Here is a 22,118-nt window from a genome sequence, read left to right as displayed (position 1 = left end):
GAGCCGTTCGGCCTTGTCAGGCCAGCTTATAACCCCAGCGCATAGCGCAGCACCTGCCGCTTCAGTACCCCGGAGTGCTCGGCCGCAATCAACCCCAGATTACGCGCAAACCGCAGCGGCGCCAGCTGATTGCTGAAGGCGAAATAGAAGAGATCCATCCCGCCCTGCATCAGCATGTTGTCGGTACGGCGCTGTCGCTGATAGCGTTGTAATATCCGCTCCGCCGCCCATTCTTCCGCCGCACCGCGCGCGGTGACCAGCACATCGATCAACGCATCAATATCGCGATAGCCAAGATTGACGCCCTGCCCCGCCAGCGGGTTGATGGTGTGGGCCGCATCGCCCACCAGCGCCAGTCCGGGCAGCACATAACGCGCCGCATGACGTCGCACCAGCGGAAACCCGCCCGCGGCGTGGGCTTTAAACCGCCCCAGACGCGCCGGGAAGTGGCTGGCAACCTCTTTCTCAAGCTGAGGCAGCGCCATCGCCTGCAACTGACGTATCCGCGCAGGGGCGTCATACCACACCAGCGAGGCGCGATTGTCATACAGCGGCAGGAAGGCGCGCGGTCCCTGCGGGGTAAAGTGTTGCCAGGTGGCATCGCCTGCCGGATGTTCACAGCTGACGCTGATCAGCAAACAGGACTGGGCATAGCTCCAGCCGTGAATGCCAATCCCCGCCATCTGCCGCACCTGAGAGTTAGCGCCATCTGCGCCCACCACCAGCCGGCTATGCAGCGTCTCGCCGCCGCTCAGATCAACACGCCAGCCGCCATTCTCCTGCTGCAGGTTCTCCAGCGTGGCCGGGCAACAGAGCGTGACGCCAAGCGCCTGCATCTCTTCCCACAGCGCCCGTTGCAGCACGCTATTCTCTACCATAAAACCGAGTTCCGGCAGCCCGAGCGAGGCGGCATCAAAGCTGACCTGCGCGGATTGCCACTCCCAGGTTTCCAGCTTGCGATAGGGCGCACAGCGCATCGCTTCAACCCGGGACCAGACGTTAAGCTGCTTTAATAACGCCACCGAGGATGAACCGATCGCTGAGATCCGCAGATCGGGATCGCTCTCCGCGGCAAAAGGGGCCGGCTCCGCGCGCTCAATCACCGCCACGCGAAATTTATGCTGCGTCAGTCCACACGCCAGCGCCGCACCCACCATGCCGCCGCCGACGATCACCACATCAAACTGGTTATCCTGCATTGCTTTTATCCTTCTTCTTTTCCCGCCAGCCTGCGCAACACGGGTCTGATTGAAGCAAAGTGTACCGGAAAATTCTGGCACGATCAGAAAAGCCCTTAGGCTGGTCACAACAGCATCAAAGCATTACAATACGCGCCCTGCACTTCACTGCACTGAATCAATGGCTAGTTCGATGACAAAAAAACTGCATATCAAAACCTGGGGATGTCAGATGAATGAGTATGATTCATCTAAGATGTCTGACCTGCTGAACAGTACGCACGGCTACACGCTGACCGAGGTCGCTGAAGAGGCGGATATTCTGCTGCTCAACACCTGTTCTATTCGCGAGAAAGCGCAGGAGAAGGTTTTCCACCAGTTGGGACGCTGGAAAAAGTTAAAAGAGCGTAACCCGGATTTGATCATCGGCGTCGGCGGCTGCGTGGCGTCGCAGGAAGGGGATCACATTCGCCAGCGTGCGCCCTGCGTGGATATCGTTTTTGGCCCGCAGACCCTGCACCGTCTGCCGGAAATGATTAACACCGTACGCGGCAGTAAAAGCCCGGTGGTTGACATCAGCTTCCCGGAAATCGAGAAATTTGACCGTCTGCCGGACCCGCGCGCAGAAGGTCCTACCGCCTTCGTCTCGATCATGGAAGGCTGCAACAAATACTGTACCTTCTGCGTGGTGCCCTATACCCGCGGTGAAGAAGTCAGCCGTCCGAGCGACGACATTCTGCTGGAGATCGCCCAGCTGGCGGCCCAGGGCGTGCGCGAAGTCAACCTGCTCGGCCAGAACGTTAACGCCTATCGCGGGGCTACCTTTGATGGCGGCGTCTGCACCTTCGCGGAACTGCTGCGCCTGGTGGCGGCCATTGACGGTATCGACCGCATTCGCTTCACCACCAGTCACCCGATTGAGTTCACCGATGACATCATCGAGGTCTACCGTGATACGCCGGAACTGGTGAGCTTCCTGCATCTGCCGGTCCAGAGCGGTGCCGACCGGATCCTGACGCTGATGAAACGGGCGCATACTGCGCTGGAGTATAAGGCGATTATCCGTAAGCTGCGCGCGGCGCGCCCGGATATTGAGATCAGTTCCGACTTCATCATCGGCTTCCCGGGTGAAACCCAGCAGGATTTCGAGCAGACCATGAAGCTCATCGCCGATGTCAATTTCGACGTCAGCTTCAGCTTTATCTACTCGGCGCGACCGGGCACGCCGGCAGCTGACCTGCCGGATGACGTCAGCGAAGAGGAGAAAAAGCAGCGCCTGTGGATTCTGCAGGATCGCATCAACCAGCAGGCGCAGGCGATCAGCCGCCGGATGCTCGGTACGGTGCAGCGTATTCTGGTGGAAGGCATCTCCCGTAAGAACGTGATGGAAGTCTCTGGCCGCACCGAAAATAATCGGGTGGTGAATTTTGAAGGTTCGCCTGAGATGATCGGCAAGTTCGTTGATGTCGAAATCGTCGATGTCTACACCAACTCGCTGCGCGGTAAGCTGGTGCGTACTGAAGAGGAGATGGGGCTGCGCATGGCCGAAAGCCCGGCTTCCGTCATTGCCCGCACCCGTAAAGAGAACGAGATCGGCGTGGGTCTGTTCCAGCCTTGATGCCTGCCATACTTGCGGCAATGCGCGCAGCATTGCCGCCAATTTCACTTTGTTGCACTTGGTTTCTGAAAGTGCCGCCCAAATATCTTTCCTTAAGCTTGCGCCCAGGCGTTACGGCATAAATAATTTCGTTATGGTGCATCCGTTTAAGCCCAACGGTGCGTCAGACAACCCTCATAACTGGCCCTGAGTGACCCAAAGGATTCGTTTGAATATCGAAACTCGTGAAATCGCCCTTGAACCGGCCGATAATCGTCGTCTGATGAGCCTGTGCGGTCCATTTGACGATAATGTGAAACAGCTTGAACGTCGTCTGGGTATTGAGATCAATCGTCGGGACAACGTCTTTAAGCTGGTCGGGCGCGCACTCTGCGTGAATGCGGCGGCTGACATTCTGAAAACACTCTATGTGGATACCGCGCCGGTACGCGGTGACATTCCGGATATTGAGCCGGACCAGATCCATCTGGCGATCAAAGAGAGCCGGGTGCTGGAGCAGACTGCCGAAAGCGTGCCGGAGTATGGCAAAGCGGTCAATATCAAGACCAGGCGCGGCGTGATCAAACCACGCACGCCAAACCAGGCGCAGTATATCGCCAACGTGCTCGACCATGACATCACCTTTGGCGTCGGTCCTGCCGGTACCGGTAAAACCTATCTGGCGGTGGCAGCAGCCGTGGATGCACTGGAACGTCAGGAGATTCGCCGTATCCTGCTGACCCGTCCGGCGGTAGAAGCAGGTGAGAAGCTCGGCTTTCTGCCCGGCGATCTGAGCCAGAAGGTAGACCCGTATCTGCGCCCGCTGTATGACGCGCTGTTCGAGATGCTTGGATTTGAACGGGTTGAGAAGCTGATGGAGCGCAACGTCATCGAAGTAGCTCCGCTGGCTTACATGCGCGGCCGTACGCTGAATGACGCCTTTATCATTCTTGATGAGAGCCAGAACACCACCATCGAACAGATGAAGATGTTCCTGACGCGCATCGGCTTCAACTCGAAAGCGGTGATCACCGGTGACGTGACCCAGATTGACCTGCCACGCCACGTTAAATCGGGTCTGCGCCATGCGATTGAAGTGCTGTCGGACGTGGAAGAGATCAGCTTCAACTTCTTCCACAGTGAAGATGTGGTGCGACATCCGGTTGTGGCGCGTATCGTCACCGCCTATGAAGCCTGGGAAGAAGCCGATCAGAAACGCCGCGATCAGCAGGCTGAAGAGCGTAAACGTGAGGCGCTGGCCTCCCAGAGCGTGACGCAGGAGAGCAAATGAGCGAGGTGATTCTTGACCTGCAGATCGCCTGTGAAAGCAGCGCCGATCTGCCCACTGAAAGCCAGTTTCACCGCTGGCTGTCAGCGGCGGTCACTCCTTTTCAGCCGGAAAGCGAAGTCACGGTGCGTCTGGTGGATGAAGCGGAAAGTCATGAGCTGAATCTGACCTATCGCGGTAAAGATAAACCCACCAACGTGCTCTCTTTCCCGTTCGAGGCTCCGCCGGGCATCGAACTGCCGCTGCTGGGCGACCTGATTATTTGTCGTCAGGTGGTGGAGCAGGAAGCGGCTGAGCAAAACAAAAGTGTAGAAGCCCACTGGGCGCATATGGTGGTCCACGGCACGCTTCACCTGCTGGGTTACGACCATATTGAAGACGATGAAGCCGAAGAGATGGAGTCACTGGAGACCGAGATAATGCTTGCTCTTGGTTATCCTGATCCGTACATTTCGGAGAAAGAAGACGCCTGAACCCTGGGTTCCGGCTATCCTGCTGCCAGTGCTTTGCTGGCAGCGTTAATTCCTCACCAGAGAGATCTTTAAAAACCGCCATGAGCGACGACCATTCTCAAAACAGCGATGCACCCAGTAGTAAAAAGGGATTCTTTTCCCTGTTGATCAACCAACTTTTTCACGGTGAACCGAAAAACCGTGATGAGCTACTGGAGCTGATCCGCGACTCAAATCATAAAGACCTGATTGACCAGGATACCCGCGACATGCTCGAAGGGGTGCTGGATATTGCGGAGCAGCGCGTGCGTGACATCATGATCCCGCGCTCGCAGATGATTACCCTGAAACGCAATCAGAACCTCGAAGAGTGTCTGGATGTGATTATCGAGTCGGCCCATTCGCGCTTCCCGGTGATCAGCGAAGACAAAGATCACGTTGAAGGGATTCTGATGGCCAAAGATTTACTGCCGTTTATGAGCAGCGAATCTGAACCGTTCAGCATTGAAAAAGTGCTGCGTCCGGCGGTAGTGGTGCCTGAAAGCAAGCGCGTAGACCGGATGCTGAAAGAGTTCCGTTCTCAGCGTTATCACATGGCGATTGTGATCGATGAATTTGGTGGCGTCTCAGGCCTGGTGACCATCGAAGACATTCTGGAACTGATTGTCGGTGAAATTGAGGATGAATATGACGACGAAGAAGATCGTGATATCCGTCAGCTCAACCGCCACACCTTTACGGTGCGGGCACTGACCGCGATTGAAGATTTCAATGAGGTGTTCGGCACGCAGTTCAGCGATGATGAGGTCGATACCATCGGTGGTCTGGTGATGCAGGGATTCGGTCATCTGCCGGCGCGCGGTGAGAGCATCGAAATTGAGGGTTACCAGTTCAAAATAGCGATGGCCGATAGCCGCCGTATCATCCAGGTTCATGTCACAATTCCGGAAAACTCGCCACAACCTCAACTGGATGACGAATAAGTCTATGGCTTTAGCCTCACTTTACCCGCGTCAGCGGGTTCGCCTGCTGCTGGCTTTATTAACGGGTGCGTCTGGCACCCTCGCCTTCTCTCCTTACGATTTCTGGCCCGCCGCGCTGCTGTCGCTGTGCGGTTTACAGCTTCTGACCCTGAACCGCTCCAGCCCGCAGGCCACCGCGATTGGCTTTGTCTGGGGACTGGGTCTGTTCGGCAGCGGCATCAACTGGGTTTACGTCAGTGTCGCCACCTTTGGCGGCATGCCTGGCCCGGTTAATGTCTTTATCGTGGCATTGCTGGCAGCTTATCTGTCGATCTACCCGGCGCTGTTTGCTGGCGTACTGAATCGCCTCTGGCCGCGCACGACGCTGTGGCGTCTGGCGCTGGCCGCACCGGCGTTATGGCAGATCACCGAGTTTCTGCGCGGCTGGATCCTGACCGGCTTTCCGTGGCTGCAGTTTGGTTACAGCCAGATAGATGGCCCGCTGAAAGGCGTGGCGCCACTGGGCGGCGTGGAAACGCTGACTTTCCTGCTGATGGTAATCGCTGGCCTGCTGGTCTATGCCCTGCAACAGCGCAATATGAAAAGCCTGGTGGCGGCACTGCTGCTGCTGGCCCTGCCGTGGCCGCTGCGCTACGTTCAGTGGGTTCAGCCGTTACCGGCACGCGCGGTGGATGTGGCGCTGGTACAGGGCAATATTCCCCAGTCGATGAAGTGGGACCCGCAGCAGTTACTGAACACGCTGCGCATCTATAGCGAGCTCAGTCAGCCGCTTATGGGCAAAACGCCGATTATCATCTGGCCGGAATCGGCCATTACCGATCTGGAGAGTAATCAGCAGCCGTTTTTGCGCTCGCTGGACGATGAACTGCGCGCACGTGGCAGCTCGCTGGTTACCGGCATCGTCGACTCGCGACTGGAGCAGAACCGTTATCACGATTACAACACGGTGATCGTGCTGGGCGGTCATGCGCCGTATAACTACTTCAGCGGTAACCGCTACCAGAAAAACCATCTGGTGCCGTTTGGTGAATTTGTGCCGCTGGCCGATCTGCTGCGTCCCCTCGCGCCGTTCTTCGATCTGCCGATGTCGGCGTTCAGCCGTGGCGCTTATCTTCAGCCGCAGCTTCGGGTCGCGGGCTACAACCTGACCAGCGCCATCTGCTACGAGATCGTGCTCGGTGAACAGGTGCGCGCCAACTTCCATCCCGATACCAATTTCCTGCTGACGGTTTCTAACGATGCCTGGTTTGGTCACTCTATTGGTCCGTGGCAGCATTTCCAGATGGCGCGGATGCGGGCGCTGGAGCTGGGTCGTCCACTGTTACGCAGCACTAATAATGGTGTGACGGCGGTGGTTAATGCCCGTGGTGACGTGGAAAAGATGCTGCCACAGTTCACCCGCGGCGTCTTAACCGACAAGGTCACCCCGACTACCGGTGAAACACCGTATGCGCAGGCTGGCGTCTGGCCAGTCTGGATCCTCACCGCCCTGGCGGCGCTGATTGCCCTGCTGCGTCGCCGCCGCTGATTGCCAGTATGCTGAAAGGCGAAGCGGTTGCTTCGCCTTTTTTTATCGCTTTTCCCCGCTATTTTCCCCTTCTCTGACCGCAGACTCTGCTGCGTTATCGCGTCTGAACCCGTTTCTGGCACGATGATTGCTAAATATTTCAGTGTTTTTCGCAAACAGGCTCGTTGTACGCGCTGACGTGAGTCCGGTTGCACCAAAATAGTTACTTCGCCTGCACCTTTACCGCGCAGGCAGGAAAAACTGCCTTTTTTTGGTGCGTATCACCTCGCAAAAAAGAAACTTTTTTGTTTCATCGCGTTAACAATCCGCTATGTTAGTGACTATTCTGCGCGCAGCCGCGCTGCAGGGTAAACCGAAGAAAAGCAGCAGCAAATACACACAACATCATAATCAGCACAGGTTATATCCTGTGCATTTTCCATACGAAGGAGTTGGAACATGCAACTACGCAAAGTGGCATTATCTCTTCTGCTGATCGGCGCAGCAGCGGGAGCGGCCCAGGCGGAAGATCTCAGCGGCACCCTGAAGAAGATCAATGACAATGGCGTCATTGTGGTCGGGCATCGCGAATCATCAGTTCCCTTTTCTTACTATGACAACCAGCAAAAAGTCGTCGGCTACTCACAGGCCTATTCCGCAGCCATTGTGGACGCCATTAAAGCGAAGCTGAACAAGCCTGATCTGCAGATCAAAATGATCCCAATCACCTCACAAAACCGTATTCCGCTGTTGCAAAACGGCACCTACGATTTTGAGTGTGGATCTACCACCAACAACCTGGAGCGCCAGAAACAAGCCGCGTTCTCAGACACCATTTTCGTCATTGGTACTCGTCTGCTGGTGAAAAAAGGCGGTCCGATTAAAGATTTCACCGACCTGAAAGGCAAAACCGTGGTGGTGACCTCCGGTACCACTTCTGAAGTGTTACTGCACAAGCTGAATGACGAACAGAAACTGGACCTGCGTATTATCAGCGCGAAGGATCATGGTGACTCGTTCCGTACGCTGGAAACCGGCCGTGCCGTGGCCTTTATGATGGATGATGCGCTGCTGGCTGGTGAACGTGCCAAAGCGAAAAAACCAGACAACTGGGAGATCTTAGGGACGCCGCAGTCCAAAGAGGCTTACGGTTGTATGCTGCGTAAAGACGATCCGCAGTTTAAAACCTTAGTGGATGAAACCATCGCCAAAGCCCAGACCTCAGGTCAGGCTGAAAAATGGTTCGATACCTGGTTCAAACAGCCGATCCCACCGAAAAACCTGAACATGAACTTTGAACTGTCAGATGACATGAAAGCGCTGTTCAAGACGCCAAATGATAAAGCACTGAACTAACAACAAAATACCCAATGGATTTCAGTTTGCATTGAGACGGCAAGAGAATGAATCCCGATGAGCTTACTCAGGTAAGTGATTCGGGTGAGTGAAAGTAGCCAACAAAAATGCAGCCTGAAAGACGACGGGTATACCAAGGGCGGCCTGGCTGCCCTCTCGATTGCTGAAACCGCGGCGCGGACAGACAGACTGAACCGGGTCGTTCCCCTGGTCCAGGAGAGAAAACGCCGTTCATCAATCTTCAGGGTAGCTTAGCTACCCTTTTTTACCGGAGCTCGTTATGGGTATCGATTGGAACTGGGGCATTTTCCTCGAACAGGCCCCGTTCGGTAACACGACCTACCTCGGCTGGCTGTGGTCCGGTTTTCAGGTGACGATTGCCGTCTCCTGCTGCGCCTGGATTATTGCTTTCTGCGTGGGTTCATTCTTCGGCATTCTGCGCACCGTGCCTAATCGACTGCTGTCGACCATTGGCACCTGCTATGTCGAACTGTTTCGCAACATTCCGCTGATTGTGCAGTTCTTCTTCTGGTATCTGGTGGCACCGGAACTGGTGGGCGAGAACCTCGGTATGTGGTTCAAGGCCGAGCTCGATCCCAATATTCAGTTCTTCGTCTCATCGGTGATCTGTCTTGGCCTGTTTACCGCTGCCCGCGTCTGCGAGCAGGTACGCGCCGCGATTCAGTCGCTGCCGCGTGGTCAAAAGAATGCCGGTCTGGCGATGGGTTTAACGCTGCCGCAGACCTACCGCTATGTTCTGCTGCCGAACGCCTATCGGGTGATCGTGCCGCCGATGACCTCGGAAATGCTTAACCTGGTCAAGAACTCCGCCATCGCCTCCACTATCGGTCTGGTTGATATGGCGGCGCAGGCGGGCAAACTGCTCGACTACTCCGCGCACGCCTATGAATCCTTTACCGCCATTACGCTGGCCTACATCGCCATTAACCTGGTGATCATGTTGTTGATGAGCCTGGTCGAACGCAAAGTGCGTCTGCCTGGCAATGGGGGAGGCAAGTAATGTACGAGTTTGACTGGAGTTCAATTACCCCCAGCCTGCCCTATCTGCTGAACGGTCTGGTGATCACCTTCAAGATCACCATCACCGCCGTGGTCTTCGGTATTCTCTGGGGCACGCTGCTGGCGGTGATGCGTCTGTCGACCTTTAAGCCCATCAGCTGGTTCGCCAGAATTTATGTCAACCTGTTCCGCTCGGTGCCGCTGGTGATGGTACTGCTGTGGTTCTATCTGGTGGTGCCAAGTTTCCTGCAGCAGGTGCTGGGGCTGTCACCCAAAACTGATATCCGACTGATTTCCGCCATGGTGGCCTTCTCGCTGTTTGAAGCCGCCTATTATTCGGAAATTATTCGCGCCGGGATCATCAGTATCTCACGCGGTCAGGGCAACGCCGCGCTGGCGCTGGGCATGACTCAGTGGCAATCGATGAAACTGATTATCCTGCCACAGGCGTTCCGCGCCATGGTTCCGCTGCTGCTGACCCAGGGTATCGTGCTGTTTCAGGATACCTCGCTGGTCTATGTGTTAAGCCTGGCGGACTTCTTCCGTACGGCGTCCACCATTGGTGAACGCGACGGCACCCAGGTTGAAATGGTTCTGTTTGCCGGTCTGGTCTACTTCGTTATCAGCCTGAGCGCGTCACTGCTGGTCAGTTATCTAAAAAGAAAAAGGACGGTTTAAATGATTAGCCTGAAAAACGTTTCTAAGTGGTATGGTCACTTTCAGGTGCTGACCGACTGCTCTACCGAAGTTAAAAAAGGTGAAGTGGTGGTGGTATGCGGACCGTCCGGCTCCGGTAAATCGACCCTGATTAAGACAGTGAATGGCCTTGAGCCGATTCAGCAAGGCGTGATCGCGGTAAACGGCACCGAAGTGAACAACAAGAAAACCAATCTCGCCCAGCTACGCAGCAAGGTCGGGATGGTGTTCCAGCACTTCGAACTGTTTCCGCACCTCAGCATCATCAACAACCTGGTGCTGGCGCAGGTCAAAGTGCTGAAGCGCGATAAAGCGGCAGCGCGTGATAAGGGGCTGAAGCTGCTCAATCGGGTGGGATTATCGGCGCACGCCGAGAAGTTTCCAGGTCAGCTCTCGGGCGGCCAGCAGCAGCGTGTGGCGATTGCCCGCGCGCTTTGCATGGACCCGATTGCGATGCTGTTTGACGAGCCGACCTCCGCGCTTGATCCCGAGATGATTAACGAAGTGCTGGATGTGATGGTTGAACTGGCGCAGGAAGGGATGACGATGATGGTGGTGACGCATGAGATGGGCTTTGCCCGGAAAGTGGCCAATCGCGTGATCTTCATGGATGAGGGTAAAATTATCGAAGACACCAACAAAGATGACTTCTTTAATAACCCGCAGTCTGACCGCGCCAAAGATTTCCTCGCAAAAATTCTGCACTGATTTTCTGCACGGGATCTTTTGCACCAGAGAAAGGCGGGCCCGGTTGCCCTGATGCTGGTCAGTTAAGATTAAATTTGCAAAAGCTGCCACGGTCAAACGTGGCAGCTTTTTTCATGGCAGGCGTGCCGGAGTGCGGGCCTGAGCACCGCTGCTGCTGCCGGGCCGTCCTCGCGCCGCTCACGCGGTACCTTCGGCTTTGACGTCGTGCCGACGAACCGTTCGGGGATCGGCCTTCCCTGGCCGGCCCTAACTCTCCACGCTTCCCGGCGCGGCGTTCTGGCCCAACGTCACGCCTCAGCGCTGCGGATAGCCCTTTCCGCAGCAGAGGCGCCCAAGCCTCCACTCTTGTGCCCTTTTTAACAGCACACACTGAAGCCTCAGAGCAGGCTGGGGCCGATCAGGGGCAGGCAATCCGCAGCGCTGAGCTGAATGAGTCTGCCAGGAGAGCCCGCAGGACGCGGGCGAAAGGCGGGGCGGCACAGGATGTGCCATCCCCGCCGGTCCGTCAGGCAGAGGAATGAAGTGAAGGCACCGCGCAGCGGCGCGAGGACCGCCAGCCCCTGAGCGGCACCAGACTGCGTTATCACCGGTCGCTTAACTGACAGGCATCAGGCCAGGTAGCTCACCTTTTTTTCAGGGTTCGAATGGCTGACGCTGAAACTGATCGTGACCGCACTCCGGACAGCGCGACAGGGTTTCCGGCGTGTAGATCGCCCGGGTGAACTGGCACTTTTCACATACCAGATTGCCCAGCCCCACCACCTCGCCGCTCTGATAGACGCCATGGTGATGCAGATCCTGAAACACTTCACGCCACTCAAGCTGGCTTTTATCGGTGATATCCGCCAGCTCTTTCCAGACGCTTTCGCGGATAATCCGCATAAACATGGAATCGGCCAGCGGTTCTTCTACATCGGTATAGCTGCGTGCAAATTCTTCTAAATCGCGGCGCACCGAGCTGAGCGCCTGATCGACCTCAGCGGTGGTCAGATCCGGACGCGTCATCAGCTGGCTGCGCCGTTCGCTAATCAGACTATCAATATTCCGATCGCCCTGACGCAGCCGTTCGGTCAGCACCGCTAACGACTCGCGATATTCCTGAGCCACTTTATTCATTTTGTTCTCCTTTATGTAGATCATCGCTGCAGTAAGTTTAGTCGCTTTGCGCTGTTTGCCGTGTCGTCTGTACAGGGAATTACAAAAGGGTGAAGGCATTGACGCTTTCCGCAGAAATCGCGCCAGCAAAAGTGGGAAGTGTTGTTGATGCGCAGCCTTATGGGTATGCTATGCGGATCTTAATATCAGCAAAGTGTTATTCATTAAGGACCACAGGCAGCCATGCAAGAGCAATACCGCCCGGAAGAGATTGAATCCCGTGTGCAGCAGCACTGGGATGAAAACGAAACGTTTAAAGTGACTGAGCAGGAAGGCAAAGAAAAATACTATTGCCTCTCCATGTTGCCCTATCCTTCTGGTCGCCTGCATATGGGCCACGTTCGTAACTACACCATCGGCGACGTAATCGCGCGTTATCAGCGTATGCTCGGCAAAAACGTGCTACAGCCGATCGGCTGGGATGCCTTCGGTCTGCCTGCGGAAGGCGCGGCGGTCAAAAACAATACCGCACCGGCCCCCTGGACCTACGACAACATCGCCTACATGAAAAACCAGCTTAAACTGCTGGGTTTTGGTTATGACTGGAGCCGTGAACTGGCGACCTGTCAGCCGGAATATTATCGCTGGGAACAGTGGTTCTTCACTAAGCTGTATGAAAAAGGCCTGGTGTATAAGAAAACATCTGCGGTGAACTGGTGCCCGAATGACCAGACCGTGCTGGCTAACGAGCAGGTGATTGATGGCTGCTGCTGGCGCTGTGATACCAAAGTTGAACGCAAAGAGATCCCGCAGTGGTTTATTAAAATCACCGATTACGCCGAAGAGCTGCTGAACGACCTTGATACGCTGGAAGAGTGGCCTGAGCAGGTCAAAACCATGCAGCGTAACTGGATTGGCCGCTCTGAAGGGGTAGAAATCACTTTTGACGTGGCGGAGAGTGAAGAAAAAGTCACCGTCTATACCACCCGTCCGGACACTTTTTACGGTGCGACCTATGTCGCGGTAGCGGCCGGTCACCCGCTGGCTACCCAGGCTTCGGTGAATAACCCGGCGCTGGCTGACTTTATCGCCGAATGTCGCAATACCAAAGTGGCTGAAGCGGAAATGGCGACCATGGAGAAGAAAGGCATGGCTACCGGCCTGTCTGCTATCCATCCGCTGACCGGCGAGCCCATCCCGGTCTGGGTGGCTAACTTCGTGCTGATGGAATATGGCACCGGCGCGGTCATGGCGGTTCCGGCACACGATCAGCGTGACTGGGAATTTGCCATCAAATACGATCTGCCGATCAAGCCCGTGGTCCTGAACCTTGACGGCAGCGTGCCAGACGTCAGCACTGCGGCGATGACCGAGAAAGGTGCGCTGTTTAACTCAGGTGAATTTAACGGTCTGGATCATGCCGCCGGCTTCAACGCCATTGCCGAAGCGCTGGCCGCAAAAGGCGTGGGCGTGCGTAAAGTGAACTACCGCCTGCGCGACTGGGGTGTCTCACGCCAGCGTTACTGGGGTGCGCCAATCCCGATGGTCACGCTGGAAGATGGTACGGTCATGCCTGCGCCAGAAGACCAACTGCCGGTGATCCTGCCGGAAGATGTGGTGATGGACGGTATTACCAGCCCGATCAAAGCCGATCCGGAGTGGGCAAAAACCACGGTGAACGGCCAGCCAGCGCTGCGTGAAACCGACACTTTCGATACCTTTATGGAATCGTCCTGGTACTACGCGCGCTATACCTGTGCAGACTACAAAGATGGCATGCTGGACCCGGCGGCGGCGAACTACTGGCTGCCGGTCGATCAGTATGTGGGCGGGATTGAACACGCCATCATGCACCTGATGTATTTCCGCTTCTTCCACAAACTGCTGCGTGACGCCGGTCTGGTTAACTCCAGTGAACCGGCCAAACGCCTGCTGTGTCAGGGTATGGTACTGGCCGACGCCTTCTATTACCTGGGTGCCAGCGGCGAGCGTAACTGGGTCTCTCCGGTCGACGTTAACGTGGAACGCGATGAGAAAGGCCGCATCATCAAGGCGGTTGATACTCAGGGCCGCGAGGTGATCTATGCGGGCATGAGCAAGATGTCGAAGTCGAAGAACAACGGCATCGATCCTCAGCTGATGGTCGAGCGTTACGGCGCCGATACCGTACGTCTGTTTATGATGTTTGCTTCGCCGGCTGATATGACGCTGGAGTGGCAGGAATCAGGCGTAGAAGGCGCTAACCGCTTCCTGAAGCGCGTCTGGAAACTGGTGTTCGACCATACGCAGAAAGGCGCTACCGTAGCGCTCGACGTCGCCAGCCTCAATGATGAGCAGAAATCGCTGCGTCGCGATCTGCACAAAACCATCGCCAAAGTGGCGGATGACATTGGCCGTCGTCAGACGTTTAACACCGCCATTGCCGCCATTATGGAGCTGATGAACAAGCTGGCGCGCGCGCCACAGGAGAGCGAGCAGGATCGTGCGCTGATGCAGGAAGCGCTGCTGGCGATCGTCCGTCTGCTCTATCCGTTCACTCCGCATGCCAGCTATGTGCTGTGGCAGACGCTGGGTGGCGAAGGCACGATTGATGAAGCCGCGTGGCCGGTTGCTGATGAAGCCGCAATGGTGGAAGATTCACTGCTGGTGGTGGTGCAGGTTAACGGTAAAGTGCGCGGTAAAATTACTGTGCCGGCCGATGCCACACAGGAACAGGTTCAGGCACGCGCTGCCCAGGAGCATCTGGTGGCGAAGTACCTGAACGGCGTGACGATTCGTAAAGTCATTTATGTACCGGGCAAACTGCTTAACCTGGTCGTGGGTTAAGTTCAGGAGGAACTGTGCGACATCCGATTATCAGGTTGTTTGTCATGCTGGCGGTGGTGATCACCGCTGGCTGTGGTTTTCATCCACGCGGCACCACCCAGGTGCCGAGTGAACTGAAAACCCTGATTGTTTCTACCGGCGATCCTTACGGGCCACTGGCGCGTACCGTTCGTCAGCAGCTGCGTATCAACAATGTGCGCATTGTTGAGGACAGCAAGCAGAACCGCACCGATATCCCGACGCTGCGTCTGGGTAGCGAATTGCAGGGCCGCGATACCGCGTCGGTCTTTATCACTGGTACCGCCGCCGAGTACCAGCTGGTGATGACCATTACCGCGCAGGTGTTGTTGCCGGGCAAAGGTATCTATCCGATCAGCACCACGGTCTATCGTTCGTTCTTCGATAACCCGAATGCGGCGCTGGCGAAAGATGCTGAGCAGGACATGATTACGCAGGAGATGCGTCAGCGTGCTGCCGAACAGCTGGTGCGTAAGCTGCTGACGGTTCATGCCGCCCAGCTCAACAATAAAGACACCCTGCGCCAGACGACAATTCCGGTGCCGGGTCAGGACTCAGAGGAAGTCCCTTCTTCCTCTGCCACCAGTCTGCAATGATCAGGATTTATCCTGAGCAACTCAGCGCGCAGCTCCGTGAGGGGCTGCGCGCCTGTTATTTGTTAGCCGGTAACGAACCCTTACTGTTGCAGGAGAGCGCAGACGCGATCCGGGCAACCGCCACCACGCAGGGCTTTGAAGAGCACTTCAGCGTCAGTCTTGATGCCCAGACCGACTGGGAGAGCCTGTTCGTCAGCTGTCAGTCGCTGAGTCTGTTTGCCCAGCGGCAGACGCTCACCCTGCAATTCCCCGACAATGGCCCGAATGCGGCGATGGCTGAGCAGCTGGTTAAACTGTCACAACTGCTGCATGCCGATATTCTGCTGATATGCCGGATGCCGAAGCTGACCAAAGCGCAGGAAAACAGCGCCTGGTTTAAAGCCCTTTCCGCTTCCGCCGTGTTAGTCCCCTGCCAGACCCCGGAACAGGCACAACTGCCGCGCTGGGTGGCGAACCGCGCCAAAGCGCTGAAGCTGGCGGTGGATGACGCGGCGATTCAGCTGCTGTGCTACTGCTATGAGGGCAATCTGCTGGCGCTGGCCCAGGCGCTGGAGCGGCTGTCGCTACAGTGGCCGGATGGCAAACTGACGCTGCCACGGGTTGAAGAAGCGGTCAGCGATGCGGCGCACTTTACCCCTTTCCACTGGGTTGATGCCGTGCTGGCGGGCAAAAGTCGCCGCGCGTTGCACATCCTGCATCAGCTGGAGCGGGAAGAGAGCGAAGTGGTGATCCTGCTGCGTACTCTGCAACGCGACTTACTGACGCTGCTGCATCTGCAACGCCATCAAACACAACAGCCGCTGCGTACGCTGATGGATCAGCAGCGCATCTGGCAGAATCGCCGTGCCCTGTTCACGGAGGCGCTGCAACGGCTGGATGCGGTGCGTCTGCAACGCGCTATTCATCTGCTGAGTCAGATAGAGATCACCTTAAAGCAGGATTACGGTCAGCCGGTCTGGCCGCAGCTGCAAACCCTGACGCTGCTGCTCAGCAGCCGCGCGTTTCCCGCGAGCTTCGCCCATGTCTGAGTTACACGCGCTGTTTGGCGGCACCTTCGATCCGATTCATTTCGGCCACCTGCGTCCGGTTGAAGCGCTGGCGCAGCAGACCGGGCTGCAAAAAGTCACGCTGTTGCCCAACAACGTCCCGCCGCATCGTCCGCAGCCGGAAGCCAGCGCGGATCAGCGGGTCGATATGCTGCGTTGCGCCATCGCCGACTTGCCGCTGTTTGACATTGATACCCGCGAACTGAAGCGCGATACGCCTTCCTGGACCGTGGCCACGCTGGAAAACCTGCGTGCCGAGCGCGGTGCCCGGCAACCGCTGGGCTTTATCATCGGTCAGGATTCGCTGCTCAGCTTATCAAAGTGGCATCGCTGGCAGGATCTGCTGACGCTCTGTCATCTGCTGGTGTGCCAGCGGCCGGGCTATCCGACGCAGATGGCGTCACCAGAGATGCAGCGCTGGCTCGATCAGCATGTGACGCATGACGTACAACAGCTCCATCTTCAGCCCGCTGGCCATATCTGGCTGGCAGAAACGCCGCTGGTTGACATCTCCGCTACCGAGATCCGTCGCCGTCGCCATCATCATCAATCCTGCGACGACCTGCTGCCCGCTGCGGTTATCGATTATATCGACCGCGCAGGCTTATATCGCGACTGATCCGGGCATGCTATACTACGCCGCTTAATTTTTTGGCTGCATAATCCGGGCTTACAGCCGGCTCGTCACCACCAGTTTTAGAGGGGAACCTTTTGCAAGGTAAAGCACTCCAAGAGTTCGTTATTGATAAGATTGATGATCTCAAAGGCCAGGACATTGTCACCATCGACGTTCAGGGCAAATCCAGCATCACCGATTTCATGATCATCTGCACCGGCACCTCCACGCGTCACGTCACCTCGATCGCTGAGCACGTTGAGCAGGAGTCGCGTTTAGCTGGCCTGATGCCGTTAGGCATTGAAGGCAAAAGCACAGCAGATTGGGTTGTGGTTGATCTCGGTGATGTCATCGTGCATGTGATGCAGGAAGAGAGTCGCCAGCTGTATGAGCTGGAAAAACTCTGGGGCTAACCGGTGAAACTGCAACTTGTTGCCGTCGGCACCAAAATGCCTGACTGGGTGCAGACCGGTTTTATGGAGTATCTGCGCCGCTTCCCGAAAGATATGCCGCTGGAGCTGACCGAAGTCACCGCGGGTAAACGCGGCAAAAATGCTGACATTAAACGCATCCTTGAAAAAGAGGGTGAGGCGATGTTAGCGGCGGTCGGCAAAGGCAATCGCATCGTGACGCTGGATATTCCCGGACATCCGTGGGAAACCCCGCAGCTGGCACAGCAGCTTGAACGCTGGAAGCTGGATGGTCGCGATGTCAGCCTGTTGATTGGCGGTCCTGAAGGTCTGGCCCCGGCGTGTAAAGCGGCGGCCGAACAGAGCTGGTCACTGTCAGCATTGACGCTGCCCCATCCGCTGGTGCGCGTGCTGGTGGCCGAAAGCCTGTATCGTGCATGGAGCATAACGACAAATCATCCTTATCATCGTGAATGACCGATCAGCCCACATCAGACATGACAAGTAGCGGATGAAATTACAAAGCAACGCCTTTCGCGATTACAGTGCCGAACAGAAACTCTTTGTCCGCCGGGCATTTATCGCTTTCGTCGGGATCTTACTGCTCTCCTCCGTGCTGGTGGTTAACCTTTACCACCTGCAAATTTTACGCTTTGACGATTACAGCACCCGCTCAAACGAAAACCGCATCAAGCTGGTGCCGGTTGCGCCCAGCCGCGGCATTATCTATGACCGGACCGGCACGCCGCTGGCGCTGAACCGCACCATCTATCAGGCCGAACTGGTGCCGGAAAAAGTCGATAATCTGCAGCAGACGCTGGATAATCTGCGCCCGATTCTTGAACTCACCGACGACGACCTCGAAAACTTTCAAAAAGAGCGCAAACGCTCGCGTCGTTTTACCTCTATTCCGGTGAAGACTGGCCTGAACGAAGTGCAGGTCGCGCGCTTTGCCGTTAATCAGTACCGCTTTCCCGGCGTTGAAGTTAAAGGCTATCAGCGCCGCTACTACCCGTTTGGCCAGACCCTGACGCACGTGGTCGGTTATGTGTCAAAAATTAACGATCGTGACGTCGCCCGCCTCGATAAAGAGGGGAAATGGCCGAACTACGCAGCCACGCACGACATCGGTAAGCTGGGCATTGAAGCCTATTACGAAGATCTGCTACATGGCAAAACCGGTTTTGAAGAGGTTGAAGTCAACAACCGTGGCCGGGTGATCCGTCAGTTGCACGAAGAGTCGCCGCAGGCGGGCCGTGATATCTACCTGACCATCGACCTGAAGCTGCAGCAGTATATCGAAACGCTGCTGACCGGCAGTCGCGCCGCCGTGGTGGTCAGCGATCCGCGTACCGGCGAGATCCTCGCTATGGTTTCTACCCCCAGCTATGACCCGAACCTGTTTGTCGACGGTATCTCCAGCAAGGATTATCGCGGCCTGCTCAGCGATGAAAACCGACCGCTGTATAACCGTGCCATTCAGGCCGCTTATCCTCCCGCCTCGACGGTGAAACCTTATGTGGCGGTCTCTGCGCTAAGTGCTGGCGTCATTAACCGCAATACCAGCCTGTTCGATCCGGGCTGGTGGCAGTTGCCGGGCTCTGAGAAGCGTTTTCGTGACTGGAAAAAATGGGGCCACGGCCGGCTGAACGTCACCAAAGCGCTGGAAGAGTCTGCCGATACCTTCTTCTATCAGGTTGCCTATGACATGGGCATCGATCGGCTATCGGAATGGATGAACAAGTTTGGCTACGGCAACCGTACCGGCATCGATTTGCCGCAGGAGAGCGCCGGTAACATGCCAACCCGTGACTGGAAGCTCAGACGCTTTAAAAAGCCGTGGTATCAGGGCGACACCATCCCGGTGGGCATCGGCCAGGGTTACTGGACGGCGACGCCGCTGCAGATGAACAAAGCGATGATGATTCTGATTAACGACGGCGTGATCAGGGTGCCGCACATGCTGCGCGCGACCCGCGAAGGACGCACCCTGGTGCCCTATCGCCAGCCGCCAGCCACGCCGATTGGCGACATTCATTCCGGCTACTGGGAAATTGCCAAAGACGGCATGTATGGCGTGGCAAATCGCCCTAACGGCACCGCGCACAAGAGCTTTGCTGACGCACCCTATAAAATCGCCGCCAAATCGGGAACGGCGCAGGTGTTTGGCCTGAAAGAGAATGAAACCTATAACGCACATAAAATTGCCGAACGATTACGCGACCATAAGCTGATGACCGCGTTTGCTCCCTATGACAAGCCTCGGGTCGCGGTGACCATTATCCTGGAAAACGGCGGCGCCGGACCGGCTGTGGGTACCGTTATGCGCCAGATTCTGGATCACATCATGTTAGGTGATAACAATACTGTCCTGCCGGACGCCGCCCCCACGCCGCCCGGCTATGAAGGTGAATAAACATGTCGATGAACGATAGTCCGCAGAAACGATCAATCTGGACCCGCATCCATATTGATCCGCTGTTTATGCTGGTGATTCTCGGCCTGCTGATTTACAGCGCCGTGGTGATCTGGAGCGCCAGTGGTCAGGACCCGGGCATGATGGAACGCAAAATCGGTCAGATCGCGATGGGGCTGGTGATCATGATTGTGCTGGCGCAGGTGCCGCCGCGCGTCTACGAAGGCTGGGCGCCCTACCTCTATATCATCTGCGTCATTCTGCTGATTGCGGTGGATGCGTTTGGCCAGATCAGTAAAGGCGCGCAGCGCTGGCTCGACCTCGGTATCGTCCGTTTTCAGCCGTCGGAGATCGCGAAGATTGCCGTGCCGCTGATGGTGGCGCGCTTTATTAACCGTGACGTCTGCCCGCCAACCCTGAAGAATACCGGTATCGCACTGATCCTGATTTTTGTGCCCACTCTGCTGGTGGCGGCGCAGCCCGATCTCGGCACCTCGATCCTGATTGCCGCTTCGGGACTGTTTGTGCTGTTCCTGTCCGGCATGAGCTGGAAACTGATTGGCGTTGCGGTGCTGCTGGTGGCGGCCTTTATCCCGATTCTGTGGTTCTTCCTGATGCACGACTATCAACGTGACCGCGTGATGATGCTGCTCGATCCGGAAAGCGACCCGCTGGGCGCCGGTTACCATATTATTCAGTCGAAAATTGCGATTGGTTCCGGCGGGCTGCGGGGCAAAGGCTGGCTGCAGGGCACCCAGTCCCAGCTGGAGTTTTTGCCGGAGCGCCACACTGACTTTATTTTTGCCGTGCTGGCCGAAGAGTTAGGGCTGGTGGGCGTGCTGGTTCTGCTGGCGCTCTATCTGCTGCTGATCATGCGCGGTTTGATCGTGGCAGCCCGGGCGCAAACCACCTTTGGTCGGGTAATGGCTGGCGGTTTAATGCTGATTTTATTCGTTTATGTTTTCGTTAACATTGGCATGGTTAGTGGTATCTTACCGGTAGTTGGCGTGCCGTTGCCGCTGGTCAGTTATGGCGGCTCCGCGCTTATCGTGCTCATGGCGGGATTTGGCATTGTGATGTCGATCCATACTCACCGAAAAATGTTATCTAAAAGTGTTTAAGAGGCAGCAGATGCGTAAGGAATGGCTTGGCGTTGCACTGGCATCACTGGTTCTGGCAGCCTGTACCACGCCGGAACCCCAAAATACCGCGCCGCCACAACCGGCTTATAATGGCCCGGTGGTGGAGATTCCAGGCGTTGAGCCACGCTATGAGCCGATTAATCCTGGCACCAGCCAGGATTACAGCGTCAACGGCAAAAACTACCGCATCATTAAAGATCCGTCGAACTACAGTGAAGTGGGCCTCGCCACCTGGTACGGCGAAGAAGCCCAGGGCAATCGCACCGCTACCGGCGAAGCCTATGATCCGGATGCGCTCACCGCCGCGCACCCTACGCTGCCGCTGCCGAGCTATGTGCGCGTCACCAACATCGCTAATGGTCGTCAGATTGTGGTGCGGGTTAACGATCGCGGCCCTTATACGCCAGGCCGCATCATCGACCTGTCGCGCGCCGCAGGGGATCGCCTCAATATCTCCAATAATTCACGGGTCCGCGTTGATTACATTAAGGTCGCGCCGGATGGGACGCTTTCCGGTCCCGGCACCATCGGAACGGTGGTCGCGAAACAGAGCTATTCCCTGCCGGCCCGCCCGGATCTCAGCGGAGGTGCCGTGATGAACGGCGGCAGCGCCGCAGCTTCCCAGCCTGCACCGCAAAACGTCGAGGCGATCAGCAACAGCACGTTGCAGAGCAGTGACAACATGGGCGCACCGGTACAGAGCAGTGGTTTCCTCGGCGCACCTCAGCCGTTAGCCACCGGCGTGCTGGAAGGCAATGAACCCGCCGCCGCGCCTGCGGTGACGGCCGCACCGGCAGCCGCAGCAGCCAGCGCGGCACCGACTGCCAGCCCAGCCGCTGGTGGCTATGTGGTGCAGGTCGGCGCGCTGAACGATCCGGCGCGGGCGCAGCAACTGATGAAAAGCCTGAGCCAGCGTTATGGCGTGCCCGGCACGGTGGAAACCGCGGGCAATGTCTATCGCGTCCAGCTCGGCGGTTATCCGACCCGTGCCGAAGCGGCCGCGTTGCAACAGCGTCTGAGCAGTGATGGCCAGACGACCTCATTTATTACCAGTACGCGTCGCTGATTGAACGGTTTACCGTTACGTCTGCTAACAACCCAATCATCCTGCCCGATGCGGTCCAGACGGCCATTGGGTATGATGAATGATTTACTTAACCTCAAAACC

Annotated in this window: 20 protein-coding genes; 18 read left to right on the top strand and 2 right to left on the bottom strand. The window is 56.7% G+C overall.

Annotated elements, in window-relative coordinates; genetic code table 11:
- Positions 1 to 26 precede the first annotated feature (26 nt).
- Positions 27 to 1,199 carry a 3-demethoxyubiquinol 3-hydroxylase gene (gene ubiF, locus ACX3P5_RS04940; RefSeq protein WP_458968366.1) on the bottom strand — a complete coding sequence of 391 codons (1,173 nt, stop codon included), beginning with the start codon at positions 1,197 to 1,199 and terminating at the stop codon, positions 27 to 29.
- 172 nt (positions 1,200 to 1,371) lie between these two features.
- Between ubiF and miaB the strand changes: the two genes are divergently transcribed.
- From miaB to ACX3P5_RS04895, 9 genes are all read left to right on the top strand, one after another.
- A complete protein-coding gene (miaB, locus tag ACX3P5_RS04935) occupies positions 1,372 to 2,796 on the top strand; it encodes a tRNA (N6-isopentenyl adenosine(37)-C2)-methylthiotransferase MiaB (RefSeq protein ID WP_233984915.1) in 1,425 nt (474 codons plus the stop codon).
- Positions 2,797 to 3,004: 208 nt separating this feature from the next.
- Complete coding sequence (locus ACX3P5_RS04930) at positions 3,005 to 4,066, top strand: PhoH family protein (RefSeq protein WP_458968365.1); 1,062 nt, start codon at positions 3,005 to 3,007, stop codon at positions 4,064 to 4,066.
- On the top strand, positions 4,063 to 4,536 hold the full coding sequence (gene ybeY, locus ACX3P5_RS04925; protein ID WP_458968364.1) for an rRNA maturation RNase YbeY: 474 nt from the start codon (positions 4,063 to 4,065) through the stop codon (positions 4,534 to 4,536). Before ACX3P5_RS04930 ends, ybeY begins: the two co-directional genes overlap by 4 nt.
- An 80-nt stretch (positions 4,537 to 4,616) precedes the next feature.
- Complete coding sequence (gene corC / locus ACX3P5_RS04920; RefSeq protein ID WP_094119641.1) at positions 4,617 to 5,498, top strand: CNNM family magnesium/cobalt transport protein CorC; 882 nt, start codon at positions 4,617 to 4,619, stop codon at positions 5,496 to 5,498.
- Positions 5,499 to 5,502: 4 nt separating this feature from the next.
- Positions 5,503 to 7,026: an apolipoprotein N-acyltransferase gene (gene lnt, locus ACX3P5_RS04915; protein WP_458968363.1), complete on the top strand. Its 1,524-nt coding sequence runs from the start codon at positions 5,503 to 5,505 to the stop codon at positions 7,024 to 7,026.
- A 438-nt stretch (positions 7,027 to 7,464) separates the two neighbouring features.
- Entirely contained in the window at positions 7,465 to 8,361 is an 897-nt protein-coding gene (locus tag ACX3P5_RS04910) for an amino acid ABC transporter substrate-binding protein (protein WP_233984920.1), read from the top strand.
- A gap of 280 nt (positions 8,362 to 8,641) precedes the next feature.
- Positions 8,642 to 9,382: an amino acid ABC transporter permease gene (locus ACX3P5_RS04905; RefSeq protein ID WP_233984921.1), complete on the top strand. Its 741-nt coding sequence runs from the start codon at positions 8,642 to 8,644 to the stop codon at positions 9,380 to 9,382.
- Entirely contained in the window at positions 9,382 to 10,059 is a 678-nt protein-coding gene (gene gltK, locus ACX3P5_RS04900) for a glutamate/aspartate ABC transporter permease GltK (protein ID WP_233984922.1), read from the top strand. Before ACX3P5_RS04905 ends, gltK begins: the two co-directional genes overlap by 1 nt.
- The gene (locus ACX3P5_RS04895; RefSeq protein ID WP_233984923.1) at positions 10,060 to 10,785 is read left to right on the top strand and encodes an amino acid ABC transporter ATP-binding protein; all 726 of its coding nucleotides are present in this window, start codon (positions 10,060 to 10,062) and stop codon (positions 10,783 to 10,785) included.
- A gap of 633 nt (positions 10,786 to 11,418) precedes the next feature.
- Here the strand turns inward: ACX3P5_RS04895 and ACX3P5_RS04890 are convergent.
- Positions 11,419 to 11,901, bottom strand: a complete 483-nt coding sequence (locus ACX3P5_RS04890; RefSeq protein ID WP_458968362.1) for a zinc ribbon-containing protein — start codon at positions 11,899 to 11,901, stop codon at positions 11,419 to 11,421.
- 222 nt (positions 11,902 to 12,123) lie between these two features.
- Between ACX3P5_RS04890 and leuS the strand changes: the two genes are divergently transcribed.
- From leuS to rlpA, 9 genes are all read left to right on the top strand, one after another.
- On the top strand, positions 12,124 to 14,706 hold the full coding sequence (gene leuS, locus ACX3P5_RS04885) for a leucine--tRNA ligase (RefSeq protein ID WP_233984926.1): 2,583 nt from the start codon (positions 12,124 to 12,126) through the stop codon (positions 14,704 to 14,706).
- 14 nt (positions 14,707 to 14,720) lie between these two features.
- Positions 14,721 to 15,320 (top strand): LPS assembly lipoprotein LptE, encoded by a 600-nt coding sequence (gene lptE / locus ACX3P5_RS04880; RefSeq protein WP_233984927.1) that lies wholly within the window; start codon positions 14,721 to 14,723, stop codon positions 15,318 to 15,320.
- Entirely contained in the window at positions 15,317 to 16,348 is a 1,032-nt protein-coding gene (gene holA / locus ACX3P5_RS04875) for a DNA polymerase III subunit delta (RefSeq protein ID WP_458968361.1), read from the top strand. The genes lptE and holA overlap by 4 nt, the downstream gene beginning before the upstream one ends.
- Positions 16,341 to 16,985 (top strand): nicotinate-nucleotide adenylyltransferase, encoded by a 645-nt coding sequence (gene nadD / locus ACX3P5_RS04870; protein WP_233984929.1) that lies wholly within the window; start codon positions 16,341 to 16,343, stop codon positions 16,983 to 16,985. Before holA ends, nadD begins: the two co-directional genes overlap by 8 nt.
- Positions 16,986 to 17,077: 92 nt before the next feature.
- A complete protein-coding gene (gene rsfS / locus ACX3P5_RS04865) occupies positions 17,078 to 17,395 on the top strand; it encodes a ribosome silencing factor (RefSeq protein WP_233984930.1) in 318 nt (105 codons plus the stop codon).
- Between the two features lie 3 nt (positions 17,396 to 17,398).
- A complete protein-coding gene (gene rlmH, locus ACX3P5_RS04860) occupies positions 17,399 to 17,869 on the top strand; it encodes a 23S rRNA (pseudouridine(1915)-N(3))-methyltransferase RlmH (protein WP_031377197.1) in 471 nt (156 codons plus the stop codon).
- A gap of 34 nt (positions 17,870 to 17,903) precedes the next feature.
- The gene (gene mrdA / locus ACX3P5_RS04855; RefSeq protein WP_233984931.1) at positions 17,904 to 19,808 is read left to right on the top strand and encodes a peptidoglycan DD-transpeptidase MrdA; all 1,905 of its coding nucleotides are present in this window, start codon (positions 17,904 to 17,906) and stop codon (positions 19,806 to 19,808) included.
- A gap of 8 nt (positions 19,809 to 19,816) precedes the next feature.
- Positions 19,817 to 20,929 (top strand): peptidoglycan glycosyltransferase MrdB, encoded by a 1,113-nt coding sequence (gene mrdB / locus ACX3P5_RS04850; RefSeq protein ID WP_233988208.1) that lies wholly within the window; start codon positions 19,817 to 19,819, stop codon positions 20,927 to 20,929.
- A gap of 10 nt (positions 20,930 to 20,939) precedes the next feature.
- A complete protein-coding gene (gene rlpA, locus ACX3P5_RS04845; protein ID WP_458968360.1) occupies positions 20,940 to 22,016 on the top strand; it encodes an endolytic peptidoglycan transglycosylase RlpA in 1,077 nt (358 codons plus the stop codon).
- Positions 22,017 to 22,118 lie beyond the last annotated feature (102 nt).

It is taken from the genome of Pantoea sp. S-LA4, assembly GCF_054482835.1.
Note: the sequence above shows the minus strand (reverse complement) of the source record. Positions and strands in the feature narration are given on the sequence as shown.

Coding starts and splice junctions, on each gene's coding strand:
- rlpA (WP_458968360.1), top strand. CDS start 20,940: ATGCGTAAGGAATGGCTTGGCGTTGCACTGGCATCACTGGTTCTGGCA.
- mrdA (WP_233984931.1), top strand. CDS start 17,904: ATGAAATTACAAAGCAACGCCTTTCGCGATTACAGTGCCGAACAGAAA.
- ubiF (WP_458968366.1), bottom strand. CDS start 1,199: ATGCAGGATAACCAGTTTGATGTGGTGATCGTCGGCGGCGGCATGGTG.
- ACX3P5_RS04905 (WP_233984921.1), top strand. CDS start 8,642: ATGGGTATCGATTGGAACTGGGGCATTTTCCTCGAACAGGCCCCGTTC.
- miaB (WP_233984915.1), top strand. CDS start 1,372: ATGACAAAAAAACTGCATATCAAAACCTGGGGATGTCAGATGAATGAG.
- gltK (WP_233984922.1), top strand. CDS start 9,382: ATGTACGAGTTTGACTGGAGTTCAATTACCCCCAGCCTGCCCTATCTG.
- corC (WP_094119641.1), top strand. CDS start 4,617: ATGAGCGACGACCATTCTCAAAACAGCGATGCACCCAGTAGTAAAAAG.
- ACX3P5_RS04910 (WP_233984920.1), top strand. CDS start 7,465: ATGCAACTACGCAAAGTGGCATTATCTCTTCTGCTGATCGGCGCAGCA.
- lnt (WP_458968363.1), top strand. CDS start 5,503: ATGGCTTTAGCCTCACTTTACCCGCGTCAGCGGGTTCGCCTGCTGCTG.
- nadD (WP_233984929.1), top strand. CDS start 16,341: ATGTCTGAGTTACACGCGCTGTTTGGCGGCACCTTCGATCCGATTCAT.
- ACX3P5_RS04895 (WP_233984923.1), top strand. CDS start 10,060: ATGATTAGCCTGAAAAACGTTTCTAAGTGGTATGGTCACTTTCAGGTG.
- leuS (WP_233984926.1), top strand. CDS start 12,124: ATGCAAGAGCAATACCGCCCGGAAGAGATTGAATCCCGTGTGCAGCAG.
- ACX3P5_RS04890 (WP_458968362.1), bottom strand. CDS start 11,901: ATGAATAAAGTGGCTCAGGAATATCGCGAGTCGTTAGCGGTGCTGACC.
- ybeY (WP_458968364.1), top strand. CDS start 4,063: ATGAGCGAGGTGATTCTTGACCTGCAGATCGCCTGTGAAAGCAGCGCC.
- mrdB (WP_233988208.1), top strand. CDS start 19,817: ATGAACGATAGTCCGCAGAAACGATCAATCTGGACCCGCATCCATATT.
- holA (WP_458968361.1), top strand. CDS start 15,317: ATGATCAGGATTTATCCTGAGCAACTCAGCGCGCAGCTCCGTGAGGGG.